The sequence below is a fragment of the Acidimicrobiales bacterium genome (assembly GCA_034521975.1).
Classification (GTDB): Bacteria; Actinomycetota; Acidimicrobiia; order Acidimicrobiales; family SKKL01; genus SKKL01.
On sequence record JAXHLR010000003.1, the window covers coordinates 246,109 to 272,273 of the forward strand.

Genomic DNA, 26,165 nt, shown 5'->3' on the forward strand with positions numbered 1-26,165 from the left:
CTACTGGGCGCGCTCGAGGCGCTCGTGGGTGATGGTGAGCTCTTCGATCATCACGTCGTCGGTGCCGGCGTCGAGATCCGAAGCCGACCAGTTGGACGGCCAGCCGGACTCGAAGTTCCAGCGGTCGACCTCGGTGCCGGTCGAGTCGTAGATGACGATCGAGCCGTTGTGGCGCTCGATGACGCCGTCGCGCACCTGCTTGTGCCAGTCGGTGACCGCCGCGCTCGCCGAGAAGCCCCGCTTGAGGACGATATCCTCGTAGGTGGTGTGACCCGGTCGCTTGCGGATGACGATCTCTCCGGTGCCGAGCGTCTCTTTGAACTCGACGATGTTGGTGTTGATGGTGAGGCCGGAGCAACCGGTGAACCGGGCGACCTCGACATCTTCGATCTCCAGCACAAAGCTGGAGCCGAGAAACTCATCATAATCGGGCATTGGTGTCTGTCCCTCCTACACGCGACGCCGATCAGGCGGCGTTGTCCTTGAGCTGGCTGATACGGAAGATGACGAACTCGGCCGGGCGCACCGGGGCGATGCCGACCTCGACGACGAGCTTGCCCTCCTCGATGGAGTCGGGCGGGTTCGTCTCGGCGTCACACTTGACGAAGAACGCTTGCTCGGCGGTGGCGCCGAAGAGCGCACCATCGCGCCACAGCCCACGCAGGAACGCACCGACGGTGCGCTTCACACCCTGCCAGAGCTTCATGTCGTTGGGCTCGAACACCGCGAACTGGGTGCCCTCCATGATCGTCGTCTCGATCATGTTGAACAGCCGACGCACGTTGATGTATCGCCAGTCGCTGTCGCTGGACAGGGTGCGGCCGCCCCAGACCCGGATGCCCCGGGTGCCGAAGGGACGGATGCAGTTGATGCCGACGGGGTTCAGCATCCCCTGCTCGGTCATCGTGATGGGGCGCTCGACGTCGAGGGCACCACGCACGATCTCGTTGGCCGGAGCCTTCCAGACGCCACGGGTCTCGTCGGTGCGGGCCCAGATGCCGGCCATGTGGCCCGACGGCGGCACGAGGATCTCGGTGTCACCGTTGCTGGCCGTGGGGTTGTCGACCTTGATCCAGGGGTAGTACATGGCGGCGAAGGCCGAGTCGTACATGGCGACGCCTTCGCGCCACTCCTTGATGCCCTGGACACCCATCCCGGGAGGTGCGTCGAGCACCGCCATGCGGTTGGCCTGCAGCTCGCAGTGGGTGATGAGCGCGGTCTGCACCGACTTCCACATGTTGAGGTCGACGCTGCCGTCGTCCTTGGTGGCGGCGGTGACCAGGTCGGGGACCATCACCATCGTGACGTCGTCGGCGATGACCAGGCCGTTGATGCCGCTGCGTGCGGTCTCGGAACCGGCGAAGGACCGTCCCGACACCGGCACCGGTGTGGGCGGAGCCTTCTCGAGCGGATAGGTACCGGGCTTGAGGGCGGTCATCATCGACGACAGGTCGACGCCGTCGTCGAGCTTCACCGCGACCTTGACCCGCTCGGATGCTTCGTTGACCTTGGTCTCGGCGAAGTTGTCGCCCTTGCCGAGGGTGAGTCCCTCGTAGGTCTCGACCGGGGTACCGCCCTCGACCACGGTGAGGTTGAAGGTGGGCTCGGCGTCATCGTCGTCGTCGTCGGGCTCGGGTCCAGGCTCGATCACGATGTCGAGACTGGCGTCGGGCTCCACCGAGGTGACCTCGATGGGCTGGCCGAGCGCACGGTCGGCGGCGGGCAGCGCCATCTGGGCGGGCTCGCCCGACGGCTCGGCGTTGGGGACCCGCACGATGTAGGCGAGGCTGCCGCCGTTGTTGAAGTAGCCGTACACCGACAGGGGCAGCATGCAACCTGGGGCGAAACCGCCATAGAGGCTCTCGAACTGGGTCCAGTTCGTCACGAGTCGGGGCTTGAGACCCTCGGGGTCGGTGGGATCGTCATCGGGCGCCTTCGCCGTGAACCCCACGAATGCCGCGACCGCTGTCGCACCTGGCGACAGCGACTGGGATCCGGAGGGCACCTCTTCGACGTAGACACCGGGCGACAGGTAGGTGGGCACCTGCATACTCCTTGGTCGGTAACCGGTTGAGGAAGCCGGATCCCCCCTCCACGAAAGGAACGAACCTGCCTCCGAGATGACGTGACACCTTGTTGCAGATCCCGGAGGTTGCCCGCGAGTGCCCGTCGCCCCGGAATATATACCAGTTGCGCCTCCGAGTTCAGGGGACCTTGCCGAGCACGCCCCGAATGAGTCGTTCGGCCTACTCGGTGCGCGCCGTGAGCGGCGGTGCCGCTACTTGATGGTGGTGGTCACCGGACCCGGCTGCAGCACGTCGATCTTGCCGGCCCAGTTGCACATCACCATCGACGAGTCGGTCAGTGCCGGCTTGCCCCCGATGGTGACCATGGTCGACCCCGGCGTCCACGGCGCGGTGGTGACCGGGACGCACGGCTGGGGGGTGAGCACCCCGAGCGCGGCGCTGGTCGCGGCAGCCACCGCCGGGTTGGCCAGCGACCGGCACATGCCGAACGGCATGATGTTGGTCATCGGGATGTTGTCGGTGATGACCCCGGCCGGCTTCTTCTCGATCGTGGGTCGCATCGGATCCACGACCATGAACGCACTGGGCGCAACCCCCTGGTTGCAGAGCAGCTGGGCACCCATCGTCACCGGCAGGCTCATCGCCGACCTCCCATCAGACTGCGACTCTTCGCCGACGCTACTGGTCGCGGTCGCGGCGTGGCGGGACAACCCCGGATCACGACGACGAACCCTCGACCGAGCCCTCCAGGGTCTGGCCCGCCCCCACCGCCATGCACACCACGGTGCGGTCGTCGTCCTCCTGCCACCCGCGGATCGAAGGGATCATGTAGGTGTAGTACAGGGTCGAGTCGGCCAGGTCGACGCCCACGTAGTCGGCGAACCGGCTGATGCACTCGAGCTCGGCCCGGTCCGACAGCTCGCGCTCGCCGGGATAGGCATCGATGTCGTCGACGTCGACCAGCGCGTACACCTCGCCCTGGTGCGGCTGGTCGCAGGGCACCACGGGCAAGGTCTCGTTCGCCGCCTCGAGCGACTCGTCGAGCACCACGCAGTCGCCCTCCACCAGGTCGAACACCGAGAGGTCGCCTGCGCTGGTGAGGCGACCATCCTCGTCCCGGTCGGGTTCGTCGTTGCTGCATGCTGCCGCCATCAGCACCAGCGCGGCCAGGGCGAGTACGAGACGGCGGGTGTGCACAGGCGGCGAGGGTAGTTGATCAGCCCACCAGCAACGAGGCCAGGGCCCACACCGCGGCGACCGCGCCGATCAGCGCGTAGGCGACGGTGCGCAGCACCGGTGCCCGCTCGAGATCGCCCTCCTGTCGCTCCTGTGGCGGGCGGACGAGGGCCATGACGTTGCCGACCAGCAGCGCGGCGCCGAGTGCCAGCAGGATCCACTCGAGGAGGTCGTCGCCGAGAAGCATCGGCGACGACGATACCGGTGACGAGGAAGAGGGCCGCGCTCAAGTCGTCGGGGTCACGGGCCGAAGACACCGGTGTCGGTGGATTCGCCCCCACCGGCGCAAGTGGGAAGCGGGACGGAGGCCGACTCCTCCGCATGCATCGCCACCGGCCTCACGGCCGGCAGTCCAGTGAGCGGCCTCCGTCCCCTCCCATCCGACGAGCCCCCGCCCACCCGACGGGAGGACATCGCGACCTCACTCCTCGCCGGGCGACGGTGGCACCTCGTAGCTGCCCGTCACCACGGCCTCGAGATCGTCGTCGGTGACCGTCGAGGTCACCGACAGCAGCTCCACCGTGTCGGTCCCCGCGTCGCGCTCGACCTGGATCTCGCTCGGCGCGCCGGACTCCGGGTCGAAGCAGAAGCGGGCCTGGCGACCGTAGGGCGGGGCGTGCATCCCACGCGCCAGTCGCAGCTCGAAGCAGTCGCCGTCGCGGCTCACCAGGTAGAGCGGCTGGTCGCCCTCCACGTAGGTCCACATCGCCGCGACCTCCTCGTCGACCAAGGCCGCGTAGTCGTCCTCGTCGAACCCGGTGTCGAGCTCGCGGCACGTCACCTCGTCCTCGGCCAGCTCGTCGCACTCGTAGCGGACGCCACCCACCTCGCCGCTGAGGGTCCGACCGCTGCTCAGCACCCGGTCGGGCGGCCGCTGGGCCAACACCCGGGTCTGGTGGGACTCGGCTCCGACGTCGGTGACGCGGTGCCAGGCCGAGACGGCCAGGTAGGTCTCGCGCCGGCTTCGCTCCCACGCCGCGACGAACGACTCGGCGGCTTCGGGCGACGCGGCCGCGATCTCGGGTCGCGAGACCAGGGCAGGCACCGGAGCGGTCCGATCCGGTGGCGTCTGCAGCCACCACGCGGCGAGGGTCCCGGCCACCACACCCGCCAGCACGCCCACCGCGATCAGGACAAAGGTGCGCTCGCCGTCGCCTCCGCCGTGGTCGTCGCCCTCGTCGCCCTCGTCGCCCTCGTCGGCCGCAACCGGGTCGGTCATCGTCACCGACCATAGTGGTGGTCAACCACCGCCGACGGTCAGCCAGGAGGAAGCAGATGCCAACCACGACCAACGGTGCGGTCGAGCTCTACTACGAGTCCTTCGGTGACCCGGACGATCCGACGCTGTTGCTCATCAACGGGTTGGGGAGCCAGTGCATTCGCTACCGCGTCGAGTGGTGCGAACGGTTCGTCGCCGCCGGGTTCCACGTCGTCCGCTTCGACAACCGCGACGTGGGGCTGTCGACCAAGTTCGAGGGCGTCATCCCGGACCTGCGAGCGGTGCGGGCGGCAGTGGCCGCCGGCGACGAGCCACCGGTTCCCTACACCCTGAGCGACATGGCCGCCGACGCGCTGGCGGTGCTCGACGCGTGCGGGGTCGACCGCGCCCACGTGATGGGGCTCTCGATGGGAGGGATGATCGCCCAGACCCTGGCGATCGAGCACCCCGATCGGCTGCTGTCGCTCACCTCGGTCATGTCGACCACCGGAGATCCCGAGGTCGGTCGGGCGACACCCGAGGCCAACGCGCTGTTGATGACCCCCGCCCAGCCCGGACCCGACGGTGCCGTCGCCCGAGCCATCGAGGCCGCCCACACCTACGGGTCACCCGACCACATCGATCACGACCGTCTCGCTGCGGCCGCCGTCGAGGACTACCAGCGGTGCTTCCACCCCGAAGGCGTCGCCCGTCAGCTGGCCGCGGCGAACGCCTCGGGCAGCCGCAGCGACGCCTTGCGCTCGGTGCAGGTGCCAACGTTGGTCATCCACGGGGACCGCGACCGGCTCATCGACCCGAGCGGCGGCCGCCGCACCGCCGAGGTGATCCCCGGGGCCCGATTCGAGCTGATCGAAGGGATGGGCCACGACTACCCCCCGGCCTTCTGGGATCACATCGTCGAGCTGGTGGCGACCCATGCGGGCCTCAGGTGAGCGGCATCAGCTGAGCTTGAGGAACAGCTTCTCCATGGCGTCGACGTCCAGGCGGTCCCCGTGGGCGGAGTCGTCGCCGGAGTCGTCGCCGTCGAGCTCGGACTCCCCATCGGCGACCACGCAGTGCCGCATGCCCGCGGCGACGAGCCGGTAGCTCACCCGATCGAGCGCGGCCTTGGCCGCCGCGAGCTGGGTGACCACCGACTGGCAGTCCTGTCCCTCGTCGAGCATCCGCTGGATGCCACGGACCTGACCCTCGAGCCGGCTGAGGCGGAGGCGGACGTCATCGGCCACATCGTCAGGGAACTTCATACCCCCTATGGTACCTCTCCTCAGAAGATCGGGAGCGTTCCCACCGCATTGATCGCAGCCAGCTCCTCGACTCGAAGCGGTTCGGAGAACCAGAACCCCTGGGCCAGCTCGCACCCCAGCTCGACCAGCAGGTCGCGCTGGCCCACGGTCTCCACCCCTTCGGCCACCACCGAGAACCCGATCGAACCCCCCAACGCCACCACCGCGGCCACGATCGCCCGGTCGTGGGTGGACTCGTCCTCCAACCCGTCGACGAAGGTGCGGTCGATCTTCAAGATGTCGGCGACGGCGAACCGCCGGATGTAGTCGAGCGAGGCGTGTCCGGTCCCGAAGTCGTCGATGGCGATCCGCACGCCGAGCACGCTTACGACGACGCCGCCGAGGGCCGGGTCATCCAGCTCGTTGGCCAGCATCAGCTCGAGCTCGAGGAACCGTCCGTCGGGGCGGGCCAGGGTCACCTCGACCGGCCCGTGCCTGCCGGGCTGGGCCAGCACGCCCTCGAAGTACTGACGGTGCAGGTCTCGGTTCTCCTGCTTGGCGAACAGGTCGTAGGCCAACATGTTGACCATCTCGTCGGGCTCGCGCCCGAAGATCTCACGGACTCCAGCGCTGATCCACTCGATCCTGCACTCGGCGGACACGATCGCGAAGACGTCCGAGACGACCTCGAGGATGCGGCTCAGACGCGCCGGATCGGGCTCGGCAGCAGGCGTGGAACGGGAGGAGGAGTCGGTCATCCGGCCGTCGGGGGTCCGTAGCGAAGGGCGACGAACCCGGCGTCGGGGTCCAGCTCGACGGGGCCTGCCGAGGCCGGGACCATCATCGTGTCTCCCTCGGAGAGGGTGAGGCCACCGGCGCGCGCGGTGCCCGCCACCACGTGCAGTGCCGTCCACCGGTGTCCCGGTTCGACGGTGACCGGCCCCGACGCGTCGATCCGCTCGATGCTGAAGTAGGGGCACTCGACGAGCCGGGTCACACCATGGGACGACCGCGCCGGTGCCCGAGTCTCGGGAGCGGGAGCGAGGTCGGCACAGCCGAGCCCCTCGTCGAGGTGCAGCTCGCGGCCGGTCCGGCCCCAGTCGAAGAGCCGGTAGGTGGTGTCGGAGGACTGCTGGAGCTCGAAGAGGGTGAGGCCGCCGCCGATGGCGTGCACGGTTCCGGCTGGGACGAACACGGCATCGCCGACCGCGAGCTCCCGGAACGCCAGCAGGTCGGCGAGCGAACCGTCCAGCGCGGCGGAGCGGACCACCTCGGGATCGGGGGCGTCGGCGAAGCCGAGGTAGACGCCGGCGCCGGGTTCGGCGTCAAGCACCACCCACGCCTCGGTCTTGGGGTCGCCGGTGCGTGGATGGACCTGGACCGACAGCCTGGCCGCACAGTCGAGCCGCTTGGCCAGCAGGTCGATGGGACCCCCGAAGTCGGCGGGACGCTCGGCCACGACCTCGGCCAGCGACCGGCCCCGATGGGGACCGCTGGCGACCACCGAGTGGCCGTTCGGGTGCACCGACAGGTCCCAGGCCTCGCCGATCCCGGCCCCGAAGCGGTCGCCACCCCACACCCGTTCGGCCAGGTGCGGTGACAGCAAGAAGGGGGCGGTCGACGACACGCCGCCATCGTAGGGGGACGATCCGGCACCGGATCGACCATCCTGGTCCCATGAGCTCGTTTGCGGAGGCACCTCGCCACGAAGAGGTGCTGGCGCGCCGATGGGGGGAACTGGTCGCCGACCTGGGCGCTTCCACCGAACCGGCCACCGAGATCGGGGCGGAACTGATCGCCCGCTACGGCGAGCCCCACCGCGCCTACCACGGGCGGGCGCACCTGTTGGCGGTGCTCCACACGGTGGACGAGCTCGCCGACGAACCACCCGCACCAGCCACCGTGCGGCTCGCCGCCTGGTACCACGACGCCATCTACCAGGGCAGCGCCGACGACGAGCAGGCCAGCGCCCGCCTCGCCGAGGACCAGCTGACGGGCATGGAACTGGCACCGGACCGGATCGACCGCGTGGCGACCATGGTGCGGGCAACCGCGCGCCACTTCGACCCCGACGCTGACCACGACCCGACGACCGCACTGTTGCTCGACGCCGATCTGGCCGTGCTCGGCACCGAGCCCGCCGCCTACGACCTCTATTGCGAGGGCGTCCGGGCCGAGCATCCACAGGTGGACGACGAGGCCTTCCGGCTCGGGCGGCTGCAGGTGGTGGACGCGCTGCTCGCACGGGACCGGCTCTTTCTCACCACCGCCGGCTTCGAACGCTTCGAGGCCGCCGCCCGGGCCAACCTGCGGCGCGAGCGCGACCGGCTCATCGGCGAGGAGTCGTCGCCCGGCCAGACACCTGACGAGCGAGGTTGACCGCCGCCACCGCGACCACCACCGCGACCACCGCCACGATCGACAGGACGCGGAAGGTGAGTCCCCCCGAGGGCGCCGCCGCGACCACGACGCTGGTGACGAGGGCGAGCGCCGCCGCTCCCGCCGCCACGGTGGCGACGGTACCGAGCCAGTCGGCGACCACGGTGCGAGTGGATCGGATCACCGGGCGCAGCTCGCACGAGCGCATGGCCACCTCGAACACCAGCCACACCAGTGGAACCACCGCGGCCACCCGGAGATCGAACAGCGCATCGGAGTCCGACACCGCGACGACGCTGCCGAGCACGAGTCCGAGCACCCCGCCGGTGACCAGCGCCGGGAGGCCGGCGACGAGCCCGACCGCCAACGCCACCAGACCGACGGAAGAGACCTGTGCGGTCACGGCGGCCCCGGCATCGGAGGCAACGGCGAGGTTGACCGCAACGGCGGCGGCCCCGGCAAGGATCGACACCCCGGCAAGGACCACAGGAGGGTTCCGCAGGTGGGACCGCTTCATCGGGCCGCCCGCAACACGGCTTCGCGGAAGACCCCGAGGGCGACCAGCACCGGGTCGAGCGGCTCACCGTCGTGCCAGGTGGCCACGGCGATCCCCCGGGCACGCAGGTCTCGGCGGGTCCGCGCCCGAGTCTGCTCCCAGAGTCGCACGGCGATCTCGCCCCGCCTGCCCGGTGGAGGCTCCACGAACGCCTCGGGCGAGACCTCGATCACCGCGACGTCGAGCCCACGGGCCCGCATCGTGGCGATGGCGTCGATCCCCTGGGGATCGACGAGGGGCGACAGGGCGATCACCATCGCCTGGCGAGGCAGTGCCCGCACCGGCAACACGTCGATCGTCTTGTTCGCCGCCGTGGCAAAGAACTCGGTGTCGATCAGCGTCTCCACCACCCGGTAGAGCTGGGCGGTGCCTCCTCCGGGCTTCACCCAGCGCATCACGCCACCGAGGTCGACCAGACCGATCCGATCGTTCGCCGATGTGTAGCGCGCAGCCAGGGCTCCGGCGACCTCGACGCTGCGGCGCAACGTGCTGGCGTAGCGGTCGCCGACCGTCACGAAGGTGTCGAGGAACAGCACCACCTCACCGCTGCGCTCGGGATTGCGGTCGTCGACCCACAGCTCCTGGTGCCGAGCCGAGATCCGCCAGTTCACGTCACGGGCCCGATCACCGGCGACCATCGGCCGGGTGTCGGCGAACTCGATGCCGTCGCCCCGCTGGCGGGATCGGTGCACCCCGGGAATCGTCCGCAACGATCGGGGCGACAACAGGTTCCGCAACGTCGCCTCGCGGGGCATGGCCCGCAACGGGGCCGTGGCGGCCGTGGTCTGTCGGCGGAACATGCCCGCACGGTCGGTGGCGGTGAGCTCGAGCCGCACCGGAGGGATCGCACCCCAGTGCGCCACATGGAGGGTGCGGGTGACCGTCACCGCAGCAACGCCGACCATGACCTCGAACCGCGGCGCGTCGTCGACCAGGTCGAGCCCGCTCGGCACCTGCAACAACCCCTGGACCCGGCCCCGAGTACCGTCACCGGTCAGGGTCGCGGTGAGGGTGACCCGTTCGTCCTGCAGGACCCGGTCGGGGGACACGACCAGGGTGGTGCCGACCGTCGGCGGACGCGCCCCCACCAGCGCGACGAGCGCCACGGCCAGGAACGGGAACGCGACCACCGCCGGCTCCGGACGTTGCACCACCGCAGCGGCGAACAGCGCGGGCACCCCGATCAGGATCGAACCGACCAGACGCGGGGTGGCCGCGGCGCTCACGCTCGCTCGGGACCGGTGACGAGCGGGTCCTCGGCCCGCGGAGTCGGCACGACCTCGAGGATCCTGGCGATCACCTCGTCTCCGGCGACGCCGCGCACCCACAGCTCGGGACGCAGGATGACCCGGTGCGCCAGCGCGGGGATCGCGATCGACTGGACGTCGTCGGGGGTCACGTAGTCGCGGCCATCGAGGCCGGCGACGGCCCGGGCCAGCTTCACCAGCGCGAGCGACCCCCGGGGACTGGCACCGGTCTGCAGCTGCGAGTCGATCCGGGTCGCGGTGACGAGGGCGGTCACGTACTCGATGATCGGCTCCGCCACGTGCACCGTCTCGATCGCCTGCTGCATCGCCAGCAACGTGGGGCGGTCGACGACCTCGGACAGCTCGACCTCATCGGTCCGGCGGCCGATGCGGCGCCGGAGGATCTCCCGCTCGGACGGCTCATCGGGGTACCCGATGCCCACCCGGAGCAGGAACCGGTCGACCTGGGCCTCGGGCAAGCGGGTAGGTGCCCTCGAACTCCACCGGGTTCTGGGTGGCGAGGACGAGGAACGGCGCCGGCAGTCGGTGGGTCGTTCCGTCGATGCTGACCTGGCGCTCGGCCATCGCCTCGAGCATCGCTGCCTGGGTCTTGGGTGGTGCCCGGTTGATCTCGTCGCCGAGCACGAGGTTGGCGAAGATCGGCCCCGGCCGGAACTGGAACTCGGTCCGCGAGGGGTCCCAGATCGACGACCCGGTGACATCGGCGGGCATCAGGTCCGGGGTGAACTGGATGCGAGCCATCTCCACGCCGGTGACCTGGGCCAGCGACCGGGCGAGCAGCGTCTTGGCCAGACCCGGCAGATCCTCGATCAGCACGTGGCCGTCGGCCAGCCACCCGGCCAGGACCAGCCGGATGGCGTCGCGCTTGCCGATGATCGCCCGCTCGACCTCGACGGTGACGGCGTCGCCCAGGCGTGCGAGATCGGCCAGCGACAGCTGCGGCTCATCGGTCATCGGAGCGCTCCAGTTCGTCGAGGATGTCTGCGAGGGCGTCGAGCACCTCGTCTTCGGTCGGATCACCACGGGGGAGGCGATCGGAGATGTCGACGGCGATCGTCTGCTCGATCCGGTGACCCAGCCGTGATCGGGCCCGGTCGCCGCCGGTGGTCGCCGCGATCAACAGGGCGTCCCACTCGCGGAGGGCGGCGACACCACTCGTGGCAGGAGGATCGTGGGGCTCGCCGGCCCACAGCGGCGGAACTCGCGACAACACCCCCTCGTGGGAGCTGGTGACGTTCATGAGCAGCTGGAGCACCGCCAGCGCGGCGAGGACGAGGACGGTTGCGACCACCGACAGCTCCCGTTGGTCGTCGGAGCTCACGGTCCGATCGATGATCAGCACCATGCCTGCACCCACGATGACGAAGGTGGCGAGCGAGCGGATCAGAGAGCCCACTCAGGACACCCTCGCCGGCCGTTGTCGTGACACGAGGTGGAGCTCGTCGCGCACGGCAACCAGCGCGTCGACCGCGTCCAGCTGGGCGGTGCGGTCGACCGGGCGGGTGGAGAACATGGCCTCTTCGAACGAGCGGGTGAGTCGGGCGACCGCGGGACCGCTCGCGTCGACGGTCTGCAGGGCCCGAGCGAGATAGCGCATGGGCGTGTCCGAGGGCATGCGATCCAACCCCGCGAGCACGAAGGCGTCCTCCAGGCGGGCCCAGGCGGCGATCACCGCCTCCCTCGGATCGGGATGGCCGCGCAGCGCGTCGATGGCGGAGTCGAGCAGCCCGATGAGGCGATCCCGGCGTTGGCCGATCACCGCATCGGTGTCGTCCTCGTCCTCGTCACGACGCCGGCCGAGGAGAACGCCGATCAGCGGAACCGCACCCACCGCGACCGCTCCCAACCCGAGCGCGGCGAGCAGCGGCCAACCCGAGGGTGACTCGACCTCTTCGCCTCCTTCGGCCACCGGTGGGTCGGGTGCCATCTGCTCGGCCGCGTTCAGCTCGAGCGGTTCGCCTTCGCCGGCGAACTCCCTGGCGATCAGCGCGACGACCACGATCAGCACCGCGCCGAGGAGGAACCGCTGTGACACCACCGTCCGGTCGGAGGTCCCCCGATTCCGGAAGTGGGAGATGATGAGCAACACGGTCACGACCAGCCCCAGGAGCGTCAGGGTGACGATCACCCCGTCGATCCACACCTCGGGCACCCAGGTCTGGGGTATGTCGTGATCGTCGTCGAGGCTGCCGGAGCGACCGGCGAGCACGGCAACAGCCAGCACCGCCACCAGCGTGGCCACCGCGGCGATCGCCATGGGCGCGACGCCGCGCCGTGAGCGTGCGGGACGGCTCGGGGACGGTTCCACCGGGCCTACCGTAGGTCAGGTGCGCTCGTGGCTCCGCGTGCCCCCACCGGGGCGGAACCTCGTCGACTAGGGCAGGACGGCGTCGGTCGGCAACGCCACGATGCCGGTGGCACCCAGCTCGCGCAGCGCCCCGAGCTTGGCCCACAGCTCGCTGCGCTTCACCACCAGGTGCGCGGCCACCAGGTCGTCACGCTCGGACAGCGGCAACACGGTGGGCGAAGCCAACCCCGGGAACAGTGCCGTCAGCTCCTCGAGGCGCTCGGGCGGCAGGTGGAGCAGCAAGTACTGACGCTGGCGCGCGTCGAGCGCGGCGCCGATGCGCAGCTCGAGGTCGGCCAGCGCCTCGGCTCCGTCGACGGAGCGGACGAACCGGGCTTGGCACTTCTGCATCTCGGCGACGACCCGCAGGCGGTTGCGAGCGAGGCTGGCCCCGGTCTCGCGCAGGTCGACGATGGCGTCGGCCATCCCGGCCGCGCACACCCCTTCGAGCGCTCCGCCCATCGGTACGACGGTGACCTCGACACCTTGGTCGGCGAACCACCGTCGGGTCACCTCTGGCATGTGGGTCGCGACGATCGCACCCTCGAAGTCGCCGACGTCGCGGCGCTGGTCGTCGTCGCGAGCGGCCATCACCAGGTCGGAGCGGGCGAAACCCAGGTCGGCGGCCGGCCACCCGTCGAGCTCGAACTCGAGGGCGATGTCGGTGGAGATGAAGGCGGCCGCGAGCTGACCGGCCCGCAACCAGGCGGCAGCATCACGCGGGCGCATCTCGATGAACTCGAGACCCTCGACGGTGGCCCTCGCATCGGAGCCCCGGAACATGGTGGTCGAGAACCCGGCGTGGTCCAGCAGGGTCAGGCACTCGTCGCGGAGCCTTCCCCGTGAGGGCAGGCCGACTCGGGTGGTCATCGGCGGCGATCCTCCAGCACGGTCATGACATCGGACAGCGGAACCCCTGCCGAGACCAATCCGACGAGCAGGTGGTAGATGACATCGGCGGCCTCCTCGGCGGTGCGCTGCGGCGACTGCTCGGACCGACCCAGCTCGAGGCACAGTTCGAAGGCCTCTTCCATGATCTTGCGCTGGATGCGTTCGGGGTCGGCCAACAGCTCGGCCGTGTAGGAGCCAATGGGCGGCTCGTCGCGACGGGACCGCAACACCGCTTCGAGATCGTCGAGAAGCACGTGCCGACGCTAGTTGGTCAGCACCCGCACCCAGAAGCCCGATCAGACACCGATGAGCTCGAAGGAGATCGCCAGTTCGGTACCAAGGCCTTTACCGCCGGCGTGAGCGAAGCCCTCGAGCATGGCTCGGGTGTCGACCGCCTCGCCGAGGCCGTCGAGGTAGGCGCGGTGCGCTTGCAGCGATGCCACTCCGGTGTCGAGGTGCCCGGTGACGTCGACAGCATGGGTCGGCGTGCCGGTGGCGGAGACCGCGACCCAGCGGACACCGTTCCAGGGTTCGAGTCCCTGATCGACCAGGTCGGTGAACACCCAGCGGTTGCCGGCGTCGCGGGCAGCGTCCAGCACGGCCAGCCCCAGATTGCGGTGGTCGGCCATGTTCAGCATCGCGTCGCCCGACCCTCCGCCGAAGGTCAGCCCGTGGTTGATCGTCACGATGATGTCGGGGCGGTGACGGCGGATGACCCCCGCCAGCAGGCGTCGGAGCGCGAGCCCGTACTCGATCACACCGTCGGCCAACCCCAGGAACTCGACGTGGTCGACTCCGACCAGGGCGGCGGCGTTGCGCTGCTCGACCTCGCGCAGGGGGCCCGCTTCATCGGGTGGGACGCCGTCGATGCCGGCCTCTCCGCTGGTGGCCAGGACGTAGCCGACCTGCTTGCCCTCACCGGTCCAGTGGGCCACAGCCATCGAGATCCCGTACTCGATGTCGTCGGGGTGGGCGACGACGGCCAGGCAGCGGTCCCAGTCGTCGGGCAGGGGCTCCAGCGAAGCTGCCATCGCGGCCGACGCTACTCGTTCGGACCCTCCGGGGCCCCCACCACACCGTCGTCGACCAGACCCGCGATGCGGTCGGGGTCGACACCGAGCTCGATGAGGGCCTCACGGGTGTGCTCACCCACCTCGGGACCAGGGCCGCGGACCTCCGGCGGGGTCGCCGACATCGAAAAGGGTGTGGTCATGGTGCGAAACGGCCCGGCCACGGGATGGTCGATCTCGGTGTACATCCCCATGGCCTCGGCCTGGGGATCATCGACCAGGTCGGTCATGTCGGAGACCTTGGCCCAGATCACCCCCGATGCATCGAGACGGGGTGCCCACTCGTCGAAGGGTCGCCTCGCGAACTCCTCGTCGAGCAGACCGATCAGCTCCTCGTTGTTGCGGAACCGGTCGACCGGGGTGGCGTAGCGCTCGTCGGTGGCGAGCTCGGGCCGGCCGATCGCCTCGCAGAACCGGTCCCACAAGGTGGGGTCGAACGCGGCCAGGTTCACCCACACCCCGTCGGCGCAGCGGAACCGGGTCATGAGTGGGCTGATCGCCTGATTCCGCGCCCGCCGGTTGGGATGGAGCCCGTCGACCAGGGCCACCGACACGTCGCAGCCGATGGTCCACGCCGCACTACGCATCAGCGCGGTCTCGACCACTTGACCTTCGCCGGTGCGGTCGCGAACCCGCAGCGCGGCCAGGATCGCCGACAGCAGCGCCAGCCCGGTGACGTGGTCGCCCTGGCCCGGCCGGAAGGCGTGCGGTGGATCGCCCGGCTCACCGATCAGGCTCATGATGCCGCCACGACCGAAGAAGGCGGTCAGGTCGAACCCGATCTTGTCGGCGTCGTCACCGCTGCTGCCGTAGCCGGTGACCAGCGCATAGATCAGCGCGGGGCGCGCGGCGAGCAGCTGATCGGGTCCCAACCCGAACCGGTCGAGACGGGCCGGCAACAGGTTGGTGATCACGACGTCGGCCTTGGCCGTGAGGTCGTGCACCAGCTCCCCTCCACGGGGATCGGCCAAGTCGACGGCGATCGAGCGCTTCCCCCGGTTGTCGAGGTGGAACGGGAAGTCGGTGCGAGGTGCGTCGTCGGGCAGGGTCGGCTGCCGCAGACGGTTGCGCATCGAGTCGCCCGCGAGCGGCTCCACCTTGAACACGTTGGCGCCCATGTCGGCCATGATCGCCCCCGCGCTCGGACCGGCGACCCAGTTGGCCAGCTCCAGCACGCAGATGTCGTCGAGCGCTCCCGACATGTGGTCTCCCCTCTCTGTCGGGGCGACGTTACCGGTCAGGCCTCGGAGTGGGTGACCGGCTCCTCTCCCATCCACTCCCGGAGGGTGTTCTTCAGCTTGATCTGCTGGATGAAGATGTCGTGCTCGGGTCCGACCCCGGGATCGGCGGCCTGCGGCGACTTGAAGTAGAAGGAGAGCCATTCCTGCACCCCGGACTCGCCCGCCCGTGCCGCCAGGTCGAAGAACAGTGCCAGGTCGAGCACCAGCGGGGCGGCAAGGATCGAGTCGCGGCAGAGGAAGTTGACCTTGATCTGCATGGGGTAGCCCATCCACCCGTAGATGTCGATGTTGTCCCACCCCTCCTTGTTGTCGCCCCGGGGCGGGTAGTAGTTGATGCGGACCACGTGGTCGATGTTGCCGTAGAGGTCCTCGTACTCGTCGGGCTGCAGGATCGTGTCGAGGACGCCGAGTTTGGAGACCTCTTTCGACTTGAAGTTCTCGGGATCGTCGAGCACCTCGCCGTCGCGGTTGCCCAGGATGTTGGTGGAGTACCAGCCCCGGAGCCCGAGCATCCGCGCCTTGAACCCGGGAGCGAGGATCGTCTTCATGAGGGTCTGGCCGGTCTTGAAGTCCTTGCCGCCGATGGGAACCTGGTTGCGCTCGGACAGCTCGATCATGCACGGCAGGTCGCAGGACAGGTTGGGGGCTCCGTTGGCGAAGGGCACCCCGGACTGCAGCGCAGCGTAGGTGTAGATCTGGCTGGGCGAGATCTCGTCGTCGCTGGCCCTGAGGCCGGCCTCGAAGGCCTCAAGGCTCTGGTGGACCTCGGTCGGTTCGCGGAAGGCCTCGGTCGACGCGCACCACACCATCACCAGACGGTCGCAGCCGTTGTCGACGCGGAACTTCTCGATGTCGGCCATCACCGCCTCGGCCAGGTCCCACTTCGACGCGGCCTGCTTGACCCGCGTGCCGTCGAGGCGGCTGACCCATCGCTGGTCGAACACGGCGTCCATGGCCACAACACCTTCGAGCTCGGCGGAGATGGCAGCCAGGTCACGCTCCTCGAGCACCCCCGCGGTGCGGGCCGCCTCGAGGGCGTTGGCCGAGATCGGGTCCCAGCCGCCGAAGACCAGATCGTCGAGACCGGCGAGGGGGACGAAGTCGCGGATGAGCGGGTTGCGCCCCTCCGAACGGTCGCCGAGGCGGACCCTGGCCATCTGGCTGACCGAGCCGATGGGGTCGATGCCCTTCTGGCGGGCGTCGAGGACCCCGGCGATGAACGTCGAGGCGACGGCACCAAGTCCGGGGGTGAGGACGCCGAGCTTGCCGGCGGCGGGGGCGATGGAGCGAGGTTCAGGCATGGCGATGATCAGATCAGCATTCGCGCACCATGTGCAACCTCTGTTAAGAGATACTGAACTAATCTGCACCGGTGGCCGGCATCGACGACTCGCTTCCCAACCTGAGCACACAACAGCTCGGGTACCTCGTCGCGGTGAGCCGCTGCGACACCTGGGCCGACGCCGCAGCAGCGGCGGGGGTCAGTCCCTCCGCCCTGTCACAGGGACTCGCCGAGCTGGAACGCCGAATCGGCATTCCCCTCTTCGAGCGCCACGGCCGCCGACGGGTGATCGCCTCCGACGCCCGCGAGGTGCTCGCCTACGCCGAGTCGGTCGTGGCCAGGACCCAGGACCTGGCCAGGTGGGTGGCCGAGCGGCGAGCGGGACGAGTCGGCCAGCTACGGCTCGGCATGATCGACGCCGCCGCGGTCCACCACTTCCCCGAGGTGCTGCGGCGCTTCCGTCACGAGCGCCCAGAGGTCGACCTGCGCCTCACGGTCGCCCCGTCGGGCACCTTGATCGCCGCCTTGCGCCGGGCCGACCTCGATCTGGTGGTCTGTGTCGAACCGCCAGCGGCGGTCGACGACCTGTCCTGGAACCCGCTGTTGGTGGAACCCCTGCGGGTGTACGCGCCGGACGAGGCGGTGGCCACACGCCCACCGCGCGAGTGGGGACCATGGGTGACGTTTCCGATCGGGGCGACGACGCGGGCCCTGATCGCCCGCGCCGTGGCCCGGGCGGGAGCGCCGTTCGAGGTGGTGGCCGAGTCGCACCAGCCCGATGTGCTCCGCGAGATGGTCGCCCTGGGACTGGGCTGGACGGTGCTGCCGGTCAGCCAGGCCGAGTCGGGAAGCAACCCCATGACACCTGCCCGGGTCCGGCCGATCGCCGAGCGCCTGCTCGTCCTCGCCCGCCGGACCGACACCGTCACCGATCCGGCGGCCACCGCCCTGGCCTCCGCGCTGGCGCACGCGACCTGACTCGGTCGGTCTCGCCGACGTCGGCCCCGGTGGTCGCGCCCCAGTCCTCGGCGATGCGTCGGAGTTGGGTACGGACCTTGGGGTGAAGCGGCTGGGGCCGGCTGCGCAATCGACGCCGGCCGTCGGGGCTGACGAAGGTGATCTCGCCGTTGGGGTTGCCCTCGATGGTCCAGCCGCCTTCGTGGACCAGGCGGTGGTGTTCCCAGCACAGACCCACCAGGTTGTCGAGGTTGGTCTCGCCGCCGTTGGACCAGTGGTGGATGTGGTGGATCTGGCGGATCTTGCGGTCGCAGCCGAACCCGCGGCAGACGATGTCGCGTCCATGTACCTGGCGGCGCTGCCACCACGGGACCTGTTGGCTGGCCCGGGCGACACCGACGGTGGCGCCGTCGGGGCCGTGGAGGGCGACCTCGACTCGGGCGTCGCACATGGAGCGCATGACCCCTGAGTGACACACCGCGAGGTCGCCGATGAACCCGTTGCCCGGCGTCTCGCCGTCGACCACAACAGCATCGGCATGGATGACCACCGTGGCCCGATCCGGCGCCGACGCCGAGCCGAGCTTGCGGGTGGCGAGGTCATGCAGTGCGTCGGCGCGGCGGGTGGCGATCGGGGCCCAGGACCCCGAATCGGGATCGGCACCCCAGGTCTCGGCGATCGAATCGAGCGCCTGGTTGACCGCCTCGCCCTGGTCGAAGGGCAAGAACCCGCCATAGACCCAGCCGCCGCGGCGGTGGTCTCTCCGCCATCGAAACGACCGCGCGGCGTGCGCGTCGTTCGCCTCATCGTCGGAGACGGGCCGGGCCTGACGGGCCATCAACGCGATCTGTGCCGCCGAGTGGCCCGGCAGCCTCGCCGCCTGCTCGGCGTCATCGTCGGGGGTGACGAAGCGCGTGGCCGGCCGCACCTGGTCCCACGACAGCTCACCGGCCGCGTAGGCACCGCGCAGCTCGGGAAGATCCTGGAGCGCCTCGGCGGCACGGACCCACTGGTTCGCGTTGGAGCGAGCGAGCCCGATCTGGCCGACCAGCCACGGGGCGACAGCGGTGGCGCCGTCGTCGGCCCAGTCGCGCTCGGCGTTCACCGCCGCGACGAGGTCGAGCAGCTCGGCGTGGGTGGCGGCCATGACCGCGGCGAGCTGTTGCACCGCGACCAATCGCTCCTCTGCCGACATCGCCGCGTAGCGAGCCGCTCCCGGCGACAGCACGATCGGTTCGGCGCACTCGCCGTGCTCCGCCTCGTTGTCATGGCTCACCACCGTGGACCGACCCATCGAAACTGCGCCCTTCGCGCTCGACCTGACTGGAGGGAGCCGCACCGGCTCCGATGGGGAAGTCCCACCAGCATATCGAACACGTGTTCGCCTGTCAAGCAGCGCCCGAACATACGCGCGAGCTGTCCTACCCCCCGACTACGATTCGGTCCGAGGAGGGCGCAGGGATGGCACGCACCAAGGGAACCGCCACGTCGAACTTCGGCGTGTCACGCCGAGAGGGCCACGACTCATCCGGCTTCTACGCACGCTTCCGGCCCCCCGAGCTGAGCGACGACGACACGGTCCTCGACCCCAAGCCGGTCGAGGAACCGTTCGTGCTCGGCGACGCTCGCGACATGCACACCCTTCCCGACAACTCGGTCGCCCTGGTCGTCACCTCGCCCCCCTACTTCGCCGGCAAGCAGTACGAGGAAGAGCTCCAGCGCGACGGCATCCCCTCCTCCTACGCCGAGTACCTCGAGCTCCTCGCCGACGTGTTCGCCGAGTGCACCCGGGTCCTCGAACCTGGTGGGCGCATCGCGGTGAACGTCGCCAACCTGGGCCGCCGCCCGTACCGCAACCTCGCCGCCGACGTCGCCACGATCCTCCAGGACCGACTCGGTCTGCTGCTCCGGGGCGAGATCGTCTGGCAGAAGGGCGAAGGGGCGACCGGGTCGTGCGCCTGGGGGTCGTTCCGGTCACCCACCAACCCGGTCCTGCGCGACCTGACCGAACGGATCGTCGTCGCCAGCAAGGGTCGGTTCGACCGGGCCCTCACCGCGAAGCAACGTGGCGACCGCGGTCTGCCACACATCGCCACCATCGGCACCGAGGACTTCATGGCCTCCACCCTCGACGTGTGGAACATCGCCTCCGAGTCCGCCACCCGGGTCGGCCACCCCGCACCATTCCCCGTCGAGCTGCCCGCCCAGCTCATCCGGCTCTACACCTTCGCCGACGACCTCGTCCTCGACCCGTTCATGGGCAGCGGCTCGGCCCTCGTCGCCGCCGCTGCGCTCGACCGCCGCTACGTCGGCTACGACACCGACCCGGACTATGTGGCCATCGCCCGCCGCCGTGTCGCCGAGGTGCTCGCCTCGCCGCCCGACGCGCCGATCCCCGCCGAGGTCGACGACATTGCGGCCTCCAAGCTCGCCGAACAGGCCCTCACCGACGCCGGCTTCCACATCGAGGCCACCAACAAGAAGGTGCCGCGCACCGGCACCGCCGTCAGCTTCGTCGCCACCGACCGGTCGGGCCGGCGCTGGTGGTTCGACGTCGCCGGAACCAACACGGCCCACCGGGGCGGTCTGTTGCGCAACGACGTCGTGTGGCGCACCCTGGGCCGGGCCCACGCCCTGCGCGAACCGAGGGGCGACACACCACTCGTCGTGCTCTCCCCGCAGCTGCCCCGCCGATCCAGCGAAGGCGACAAGGCACTTCGCTCGGCCGGACCCGCCGCCTGCTTCGACATCATCGACCTCTCGTCCGACGACCATCGGACCCGGCTGGCCACCTACGCCGGCGGTGGACACACCATCGCGCCCCTGCCCGGGTTCTGGACCGAGGCCGACCTCGCCCGCAGCCCCAGCAACTGACGCCTGCCGATTCCGGATGCCCGGCGCCCTGACCGAGATCACCGAGCTGGCCACCGCCCTCGGCACCCTCGCACCCGAACTCGACCGCGCGCTCGCCGACCGGCCCCACCAGCTCCGCCACGTCACCGACCACACATGGGAACAGTTGGTCGAGCGACACCGCAGCGGCGAGCACACCGACGCGTTCGAGGCCGCGTTCGCCAACGGGCGAGCGTTCCTGTGGGCCGACGACGGCCTCCGACTCCGACCCCCACGCCTGGTCGAGTGGCGGGGCCCCCACCGGCCCCCGGGCGACGACGTGGTCCCCGCCGACCTGCGGATCGACCACGTGTTCCAGGTCAGCTGCAAGTACCTGTCCCGCATCACCCAGAACTGCGGCCCGGCCCGGCTGTTCGACCGGCTGCTCGTGGGTGAGGACCGCAGCAGCGGCGACTGGTTCGCCGAGACCGCACCCGCTGGGTACCAGGCGCTCTACGACTCGGTTCGCCCCATGGTCGAGGCGCGCCTCCCCGACGCCGTGACCGACCTCCAGCGCTGCGACCGCGACCAGATGAAGCAGGCGCTACGCGCCCGACGCCTCCCCGACCCCGCCCACGACCGCTGGCTCGGGCTGTCCGCCACGGTGGCCACGGAGTCGGCGCACCGGTGGCGACAACAGCTCGATTCGGACCGCAAGCGGCTGCGTATGTTGTGGCGGCTCTGCCGGATCGGCGACGCCCCCTACTTCGTGTTGGGCAGCGATCGCACCAGCTCGCTGCGGTTGCGGGTCGCGTCGGCGTGGGACTGGATGCAGGACTTCGAGCTGGTCACCCTGCGGATCGAGGCCCGCGAGGCCGGCCAGCCCGAGGTCGCATGGCACGCCGAGGTGCGCGAGCGGTCGACGGCGAGGCCCGTCGATGTGCGGGGCCACGTCGAGATCCGGTGGAGCCACGGTCGGTTCTCGGGGTCACCCGAGGCCAAGGTCTACCTCGACACACCCCACTTCGAGGTCCCCGGCTACCACCCCTTGGCCTGAGGTTCCCGGCCACTCCAGGTCAGCGGTCGGAAACCCGGCGATCTCGGCCAACCACCCGGGGGGATACCACCCCCGCGCCGGGACCTTCGGCACTACTGGCCGATGGCGTGGGGGCGGACACTGGATCTACCACGGCAGGCAACGGCGTCACGGCCTGCATCCAGCGAAAGGGCGCTCTCATGAGCACACCGACCAGCCCCCGCAAGCTGCTCGCCCTGGGCGCCGCCATCGCCCTCGCCGGCGGGCTGCTCGCCTCGTGCGGCGGAGATGACGACACCGACGCAGCACTCGACGACACCACGACCACCACCGCTGCTCCTACCACCACCGAGGGCGATACGACGACCACGACCGAAGCCCCCGACGGTGACGTCGAGCTGGTGTGGGTGGTGGAGGCCGACGAGGAAGCGGCCGAGCGGGACAACATCTCGAGCCTCATGGTCGGACTCGACGGTGACACGCTCTACTCCGGTCACTTCCAGGCCGTGCGCGTCCGCCATGTTGCCGACGGCGAACTGGTCGAGGTGTTCCTCGTCGACCACACCGCCGAGTCACTCGCGTTCACACCCGACGGCGACCAGCTGGCGGTCGGACTCGGGGTAGGCGGTGTTTCGGTCCACGATCCCGCCACCGGTGATGAAATGCTGCGCCTGGGATCGGGCAACAACCACCGCGCCGCAGTCTACCCCGACGGTGCAACTCTCGCCACCGGGTCCCGCGACGGGAACGTGATCCTGTGGTCACTGCCCGACGGCGCCGAGCAAGCAACCCTGGCCGACCCCGCGCCAGACGGCGGGCCGATGGGGCGCGCCGTGGTCGGCCTGGACTGGCACCCAGACGGTGACCAGCTCGCCGTCACCCGCTTCGACTGCACGGTCGAAGTATGGGACACCGTGGCCGGCAACGTGATCCACGAGCTCGAGCTGTACTCCGGGGACGGATCGTGCGGCCTCGCCACCTCGATGCTCACTTACACCCCCGACGCCGAGTACCTGGTCGGTGCGCTGCAGGACGACGACGGTCAGTCGGTGGTGCGCTTCTGGAGCCTCGACGGGTTCGAGGCCGCGTTCGACGTGCCAGTGCCCGAGCGGGTCCGGGACCTCGACTTCTCCCCCGACGGTTCGATCCTCGCGGTCGGCTCCCGACTCGCGACCAGCGTCGTCGACGTCGATGATCAGTCGGTCCTCTACACCTTCGACCAGGACATCGCCGCCGCCGGGCTCGTCCCCCGACCGAGCACGATCGCATTCACCGTCGACGGCGGACACGTCGCGGTCGGCTGGGACGACGGTCGCCTCGAGCTGTGGCGGCTGCCCGGGGCCGAGGAGCTGGTGGCCCCCGAGCGCGAAGCCTGCGACCCGGTGCCCATCCCCGGTGACGTGCTCTTCGACACCGGCAGCTCCGATCTGCGCAGCGACGCCGATGCCGCGCTGACCGAACTGGCCGAACAGCTCGCCGACAGCTTCCCCGACGCCACCCTCACCTTCGTCGGCCACACCGACAGCCGGGGCAGCGCCGACGCCAACCAGCAGCTGTCGCTCGCCAGGGCCACCTCGACCCGGGACTGGTTCGCCACCTGGGCCACCGACAACGGCATCGACGGCTGGACCCTCGACGTCGACGGACGCGGCGACACCCAACTCCGAGTCCCCGACACCAACGCCGACGGCGACTTCCTCCCCGACGCCGGCGCCCTCAACCGCCGCGTCGAGATCATCATCGACGCCCCGAGCTGCGCCTGAGGAGACGACACGATGCGTACACCGACCACCACGAAGAGGCTGACCGCGTTCGTCGCATCGCTGGCACTGGCGGCGGGGTTGCTCGCCTCGTGCGGCAACGACGACGACACCGACGCGCTCAATGACACCACGACCACCACCACCACCGCCGCGCCCACGACCACCGAGGCCACGACCACCACCGAGGCCTCCGCTCCTGACGGGGACGTGGAACTGGTGTGGAAGGTCACCTACATCGACGAGCACGGCTCGCCCGAGCGGGCCCTCTCCCTCGCCGTCTCACCCGACGGGGACATGTTCGCATCCGGTCACTTTCTGGTGGCCCGCGTCCACCACCTCGCCGACGGCGACCTGATCGACGTCCTCGAGTACCCCCACACCGTTGAGGATCTCAGCTACACCCCGGACGGCAGCTGGTTGGCCGGTGCGGCGACCCGTGGCGGTGTCCTCCTTTACGACACGGCCGAGCCGACCAACCAGCTGCAGCTCGACGCCGGAGGGGAGTCCCGGATCGCGGTCTCCCCCGACGGGCAGGTCCTCGCTACGAATGCCCGGTCGGCAGGAGTGATCGAGTTCTGGAGCATTCCCGACGGAGCCCTGCTGGACACGATCGAACGGCCTGACGCCGATTGGGTGGTCTCGCTCGAGTACCACCCCGATGGAGGCACCATCGCGGCGGCGGACTATGACTGCGTGGTGACGTTGTTCGACGTCGAGACCGGAGCGGAGGTCGACGAGCTCGAGGCGTCCGACACCTGCAGCTACGGCGGCGTCGCTCGTCCGTTCCGCTTCTCGCCCGATGGCACAGCGTATGCCCGCATGATGAGCGAGCAGTGGGAACGGCGCGTCGACCTCGTCGACGCGGCCGACCAGACGGTGGTGCACTCGTTCCCGATCGACAGCGAGATCCGGGGCATCACCTTCACTTCCGACGCGTCGATGATCGCGATCATCACCCAGTTCGGGATCGAGGTCTGGGACACCGCCACCGGTGACCTGCTCCACACCATCGAGCAGGTCTTCGACCCCGACGTCACCGACTGGAACATCGACGGGACCTTCACCCCTGACGACGGCCACCTCCTCATCGGCAGGTGGGATGGGGTGGAGCTGTGGCGGCTGCCCGGGGCCGAGGAGCTGGTGGCCCCCGAGCGCGAAGCCTGCGACCCGGTGCCCATCCCCGGTGACGTGCTCTTCGACACCGGCAGCTCCGATCTGCGCAGCGACGCCGACGCCGCGCTGACCGAACTGGCCGAACAGCTCGCCGACAGCTTCCCCGACGCCACCCTCACCTTCGTCGGCCACACCGACAGCCAGGGCAGCGCCGACGCCAACCAGCAGCTGTCCCTGGCCCGAGCCACCTCCACCCGCGACTGGTTCGCCACCTGGGCCACCGACAACGGCATCGACGGCTGGACCCTCGACGTCGACGGACGCGGCGACACCCAACTCCGAGTCCCCGACGTCAACGCCGACGGCGACTTCCTCCCCGACGCCGGCGCCCTCAACCGCCGCGTCGAGATCATCATCGATGCCCCGAGCTGCGCCTCGACCGCTGCCGTTGCGGACGCGTCGGCGGTGGCCAGCACACCGCTGGCCACCAGAGCGACACCGAACACCGCCAGCACGCCCCCGATGCTCTCCATCGCGTCGGGGAAGAACACGATGGCCACCGCGATGGCGACCATCACCATGCCACCGACCAGCTTGAGCATGCGGCCGTGGCGCTCCTGCAGCTTGGTCGCCCGCATGGTGAAGACCGCGGCACCGAAGATGACCAGCTCGTCGAGCAGGTAGATCGACAGGTACACGCCGAGCAGCGATGCGAACTCGGCACCGGACACGTCGGTGGAACGGACCAGGTCGCTCCAGATCACCGGGAAGCCAGCCGTGCAGGGCAGCTCGATGAGCGCTATGCCCCCGGCCATCACCACGGTGCCCGCGAGGGCCGCGGGCAGACCGACCCCGGGGCGGACCAGGCCACGGACTCGCCGGTAGATGCCGGGCTTCTGGTCATCAGGGATGGTCAGCGAGACCCCCTTCTTGAACCAGAGGAAGTCCTTGATGTTGACCAGGCCGAAGGTGAGGGCGAAGGCGGCGACCACGAGGCGGATTCCGTCCATGGCCCCCACCAGCCCGAGCGTGGAGTAGACGCCGACGATGAACAGTCCGTAGATGAGGGTGGTGATCACCAGGAACGTGCCGCCGACGGCCACCACTCGCCGGCGCGACCCCGTGTGCAGCACCAGGGCGAGCAGGACCGTGAGGACCCACAGCGAGCAGGGGTTGAACCCGTCGACCAGGGCGATGAGAACGGTGGCCAGCAGGGTGGAGCGACCGGCTCAGATCCATGTCGCCGACGAGGGGCACGTCGACCACCGACGACGACGACGGCCCGTCCGGTGCCGGGACCTCATCGGGTGGCCGGACGTCGCCCCGGAGCTCGAGCACCGCGGACTCGATCGACCGGCCGATCGCGCCGTTGAACCCGGTCCAGGACTGGTTGCCCACCACGATGAGGGGAACAGCGTCGGCCCGGACGCCGAGCTGATCGGCGACCCGCTCCATACGGGCCCGATTCTCGGCGTCGAACCACACCTCGAAGGTCTGGACCTCGACACCATCCTCCGCTTCGGCGAAGGCGGTCAGATGCTCGATGGCGTCGTGGCAGAACGGACAGCCGTCGCCCCAGTAGATGTCGATGACCACCGCCTCCTGCTCGCCGGCAGGTTCGATCTCGCCGGCCCCCGCCGGCGACGCGACACCGAGCAACCCCGTCGCGGCGAACGACGACACCAGCAGCAGTCCCATGACCACGCGGGCCCGACGATCTGTCAT

At 69.9% G+C, this 26,165-nt stretch carries 29 protein-coding genes; 7 read left to right on the top strand and 22 right to left on the bottom strand.

Annotated features, from left to right (window positions below; translation table 11 throughout):
* From U5K29_03305 to U5K29_03330, 6 genes are all read right to left on the bottom strand, one after another.
* Window positions 1–435: a phage tail protein gene (locus tag U5K29_03305; protein ID MDZ7677561.1), complete on the bottom strand. Its 435-nt coding sequence runs from the start codon at window positions 433–435 to the stop codon at window positions 1–3.
* Window positions 436–466: 31 nt separating this feature from the next.
* Window positions 467–2,044: a phage tail sheath subtilisin-like domain-containing protein gene (locus tag U5K29_03310; protein ID MDZ7677562.1), complete on the bottom strand. Its 1,578-nt coding sequence runs from the start codon at window positions 2,042–2,044 to the stop codon at window positions 467–469.
* 234 nt (window positions 2,045–2,278) lie between these two features.
* On the bottom strand, window positions 2,279–2,668 hold the full coding sequence (locus tag U5K29_03315; GenBank protein MDZ7677563.1) for a DUF4280 domain-containing protein: 390 nt from the start codon (window positions 2,666–2,668) through the stop codon (window positions 2,279–2,281).
* A gap of 76 nt (window positions 2,669–2,744) precedes the next feature.
* On the bottom strand, window positions 2,745–3,224 hold the full coding sequence (locus U5K29_03320) for a septum formation family protein (protein ID MDZ7677564.1): 480 nt from the start codon (window positions 3,222–3,224) through the stop codon (window positions 2,745–2,747).
* A 19-nt stretch (window positions 3,225–3,243) separates the two neighbouring features.
* Entirely contained in the window at window positions 3,244–3,450 is a 207-nt protein-coding gene (locus U5K29_03325; protein MDZ7677565.1) for a hypothetical protein, read from the bottom strand.
* Between the two features lie 234 nt (window positions 3,451–3,684).
* Window positions 3,685–4,482, bottom strand: a complete 798-nt coding sequence (locus U5K29_03330; GenBank protein MDZ7677566.1) for a hypothetical protein — start codon at window positions 4,480–4,482, stop codon at window positions 3,685–3,687.
* A 56-nt stretch (window positions 4,483–4,538) separates the two neighbouring features.
* On the opposite strand from U5K29_03330, the gene U5K29_03335 reads away from it, so the two are divergent.
* A complete protein-coding gene (locus tag U5K29_03335) occupies window positions 4,539–5,414 on the top strand; it encodes an alpha/beta fold hydrolase (GenBank protein ID MDZ7677567.1) in 876 nt (291 codons plus the stop codon).
* A 6-nt stretch (window positions 5,415–5,420) separates the two neighbouring features.
* Here U5K29_03335 and U5K29_03340 read toward each other — a convergent pair whose 3' ends face one another.
* The 3 genes from U5K29_03340 to U5K29_03350 are packed head-to-tail and all read right to left on the bottom strand — an operon-like array spanning window position 5,421 to window position 7,332.
* Entirely contained in the window at window positions 5,421–5,726 is a 306-nt protein-coding gene (locus U5K29_03340) for a metal-sensitive transcriptional regulator (GenBank protein ID MDZ7677568.1), read from the bottom strand.
* A 20-nt stretch (window positions 5,727–5,746) separates the two neighbouring features.
* Entirely contained in the window at window positions 5,747–6,463 is a 717-nt protein-coding gene (locus U5K29_03345) for an EAL domain-containing protein (protein ID MDZ7677569.1), read from the bottom strand.
* The gene (locus tag U5K29_03350; GenBank protein MDZ7677570.1) at window positions 6,460–7,332 is read right to left on the bottom strand and encodes a hypothetical protein; all 873 of its coding nucleotides are present in this window, start codon (window positions 7,330–7,332) and stop codon (window positions 6,460–6,462) included. Before U5K29_03350 ends, U5K29_03345 begins: the two co-directional genes overlap by 4 nt.
* 50 nt (window positions 7,333–7,382) lie before the next feature.
* On the opposite strand from U5K29_03350, the gene U5K29_03355 reads away from it, so the two are divergent.
* On the top strand, window positions 7,383–8,084 hold the full coding sequence (locus U5K29_03355) for a hypothetical protein (GenBank protein MDZ7677571.1): 702 nt from the start codon (window positions 7,383–7,385) through the stop codon (window positions 8,082–8,084).
* Here U5K29_03355 and U5K29_03360 read toward each other — a convergent pair.
* The 11 genes from U5K29_03360 to U5K29_03410 form a co-directional block, all read right to left on the bottom strand.
* A complete protein-coding gene (locus U5K29_03360) occupies window positions 8,035–8,601 on the bottom strand; it encodes a hypothetical protein (protein ID MDZ7677572.1) in 567 nt (188 codons plus the stop codon). The two genes, U5K29_03355 and U5K29_03360, sit on opposite strands and share 50 nt — an antisense overlap.
* Complete coding sequence (locus U5K29_03365) at window positions 8,598–9,866, bottom strand: DUF58 domain-containing protein (GenBank protein MDZ7677573.1); 1,269 nt, start codon at window positions 9,864–9,866, stop codon at window positions 8,598–8,600. The genes U5K29_03360 and U5K29_03365 overlap by 4 nt, the downstream gene beginning before the upstream one ends.
* Window positions 9,863–10,366 (bottom strand): MoxR family ATPase, encoded by a 504-nt coding sequence (locus U5K29_03370; GenBank protein ID MDZ7677574.1) that lies wholly within the window; start codon window positions 10,364–10,366, stop codon window positions 9,863–9,865. Before U5K29_03370 ends, U5K29_03365 begins: the two co-directional genes overlap by 4 nt.
* Window positions 10,308–10,862: an AAA family ATPase gene (locus U5K29_03375; protein MDZ7677575.1), complete on the bottom strand. Its 555-nt coding sequence runs from the start codon at window positions 10,860–10,862 to the stop codon at window positions 10,308–10,310. The genes U5K29_03370 and U5K29_03375 overlap by 59 nt, the downstream gene beginning before the upstream one ends.
* The gene (locus U5K29_03380; protein ID MDZ7677576.1) at window positions 10,852–11,304 is read right to left on the bottom strand and encodes a hypothetical protein; all 453 of its coding nucleotides are present in this window, start codon (window positions 11,302–11,304) and stop codon (window positions 10,852–10,854) included. The genes U5K29_03375 and U5K29_03380 overlap by 11 nt, the downstream gene beginning before the upstream one ends.
* Window positions 11,305–12,216, bottom strand: a complete 912-nt coding sequence (locus U5K29_03385) for a DUF4129 domain-containing protein (GenBank protein MDZ7677577.1) — start codon at window positions 12,214–12,216, stop codon at window positions 11,305–11,307.
* Between the two features lie 66 nt (window positions 12,217–12,282).
* Window positions 12,283–13,125 (bottom strand): ATP phosphoribosyltransferase, encoded by an 843-nt coding sequence (gene hisG, locus U5K29_03390; GenBank protein ID MDZ7677578.1) that lies wholly within the window; start codon window positions 13,123–13,125, stop codon window positions 12,283–12,285.
* A complete protein-coding gene (gene hisE / locus U5K29_03395; protein ID MDZ7677579.1) occupies window positions 13,122–13,400 on the bottom strand; it encodes a phosphoribosyl-ATP diphosphatase in 279 nt (92 codons plus the stop codon). The genes hisG and hisE overlap by 4 nt, the downstream gene beginning before the upstream one ends.
* A gap of 42 nt (window positions 13,401–13,442) precedes the next feature.
* Window positions 13,443–14,177 (bottom strand): PIG-L deacetylase family protein, encoded by a 735-nt coding sequence (locus tag U5K29_03400; GenBank protein ID MDZ7677580.1) that lies wholly within the window; start codon window positions 14,175–14,177, stop codon window positions 13,443–13,445.
* Window positions 14,178–14,188: 11 nt separating this feature from the next.
* Complete coding sequence (locus U5K29_03405) at window positions 14,189–15,418, bottom strand: CoA transferase (protein MDZ7677581.1); 1,230 nt, start codon at window positions 15,416–15,418, stop codon at window positions 14,189–14,191.
* Window positions 15,419–15,453: 35 nt separating this feature from the next.
* Window positions 15,454–16,758 carry an inositol-3-phosphate synthase gene (locus U5K29_03410; protein MDZ7677582.1) on the bottom strand — a complete coding sequence of 435 codons (1,305 nt, stop codon included), beginning with the start codon at window positions 16,756–16,758 and terminating at the stop codon, window positions 15,454–15,456.
* A 71-nt stretch (window positions 16,759–16,829) separates the two neighbouring features.
* Between U5K29_03410 and U5K29_03415 the strand changes: the two genes are divergently transcribed.
* Window positions 16,830–17,717, top strand: coding sequence for a LysR family transcriptional regulator (locus tag U5K29_03415; protein ID MDZ7677583.1), 888 nt, complete (start codon window positions 16,830–16,832; stop codon window positions 17,715–17,717).
* Here the strand turns inward: U5K29_03415 and U5K29_03420 are convergent.
* Window positions 17,665–18,972, bottom strand: coding sequence for a DUF222 domain-containing protein (locus U5K29_03420; GenBank protein ID MDZ7677584.1), 1,308 nt, complete (start codon window positions 18,970–18,972; stop codon window positions 17,665–17,667). The genes U5K29_03415 and U5K29_03420 overlap by 53 nt on opposite strands.
* Before the next feature lie 185 nt (window positions 18,973–19,157).
* Here U5K29_03420 and U5K29_03425 point away from each other — a divergent pair, with 185 nt between their 5' ends.
* From U5K29_03425 to U5K29_03440, 4 genes are all read left to right on the top strand, one after another.
* Window positions 19,158–20,570, top strand: coding sequence for a site-specific DNA-methyltransferase (locus U5K29_03425; GenBank protein MDZ7677585.1), 1,413 nt, complete (start codon window positions 19,158–19,160; stop codon window positions 20,568–20,570).
* 16 nt (window positions 20,571–20,586) lie between these two features.
* The gene (locus tag U5K29_03430; GenBank protein MDZ7677586.1) at window positions 20,587–21,585 is read left to right on the top strand and encodes a hypothetical protein; all 999 of its coding nucleotides are present in this window, start codon (window positions 20,587–20,589) and stop codon (window positions 21,583–21,585) included.
* Between the two features lie 179 nt (window positions 21,586–21,764).
* Window positions 21,765–23,327 carry an OmpA family protein gene (locus U5K29_03435; protein ID MDZ7677587.1) on the top strand — a complete coding sequence of 521 codons (1,563 nt, stop codon included), beginning with the start codon at window positions 21,765–21,767 and terminating at the stop codon, window positions 23,325–23,327.
* A 12-nt stretch (window positions 23,328–23,339) separates the two neighbouring features.
* Window positions 23,340–25,124: an OmpA family protein gene (locus tag U5K29_03440; GenBank protein MDZ7677588.1), complete on the top strand. Its 1,785-nt coding sequence runs from the start codon at window positions 23,340–23,342 to the stop codon at window positions 25,122–25,124.
* A gap of 219 nt (window positions 25,125–25,343) precedes the next feature.
* Here the strand turns inward: U5K29_03440 and U5K29_03445 are convergent, their stop codons facing one another.
* Window positions 25,344–26,165, bottom strand: coding sequence for a glutaredoxin family protein (locus U5K29_03445; GenBank protein ID MDZ7677589.1), 822 nt, complete (start codon window positions 26,163–26,165; stop codon window positions 25,344–25,346).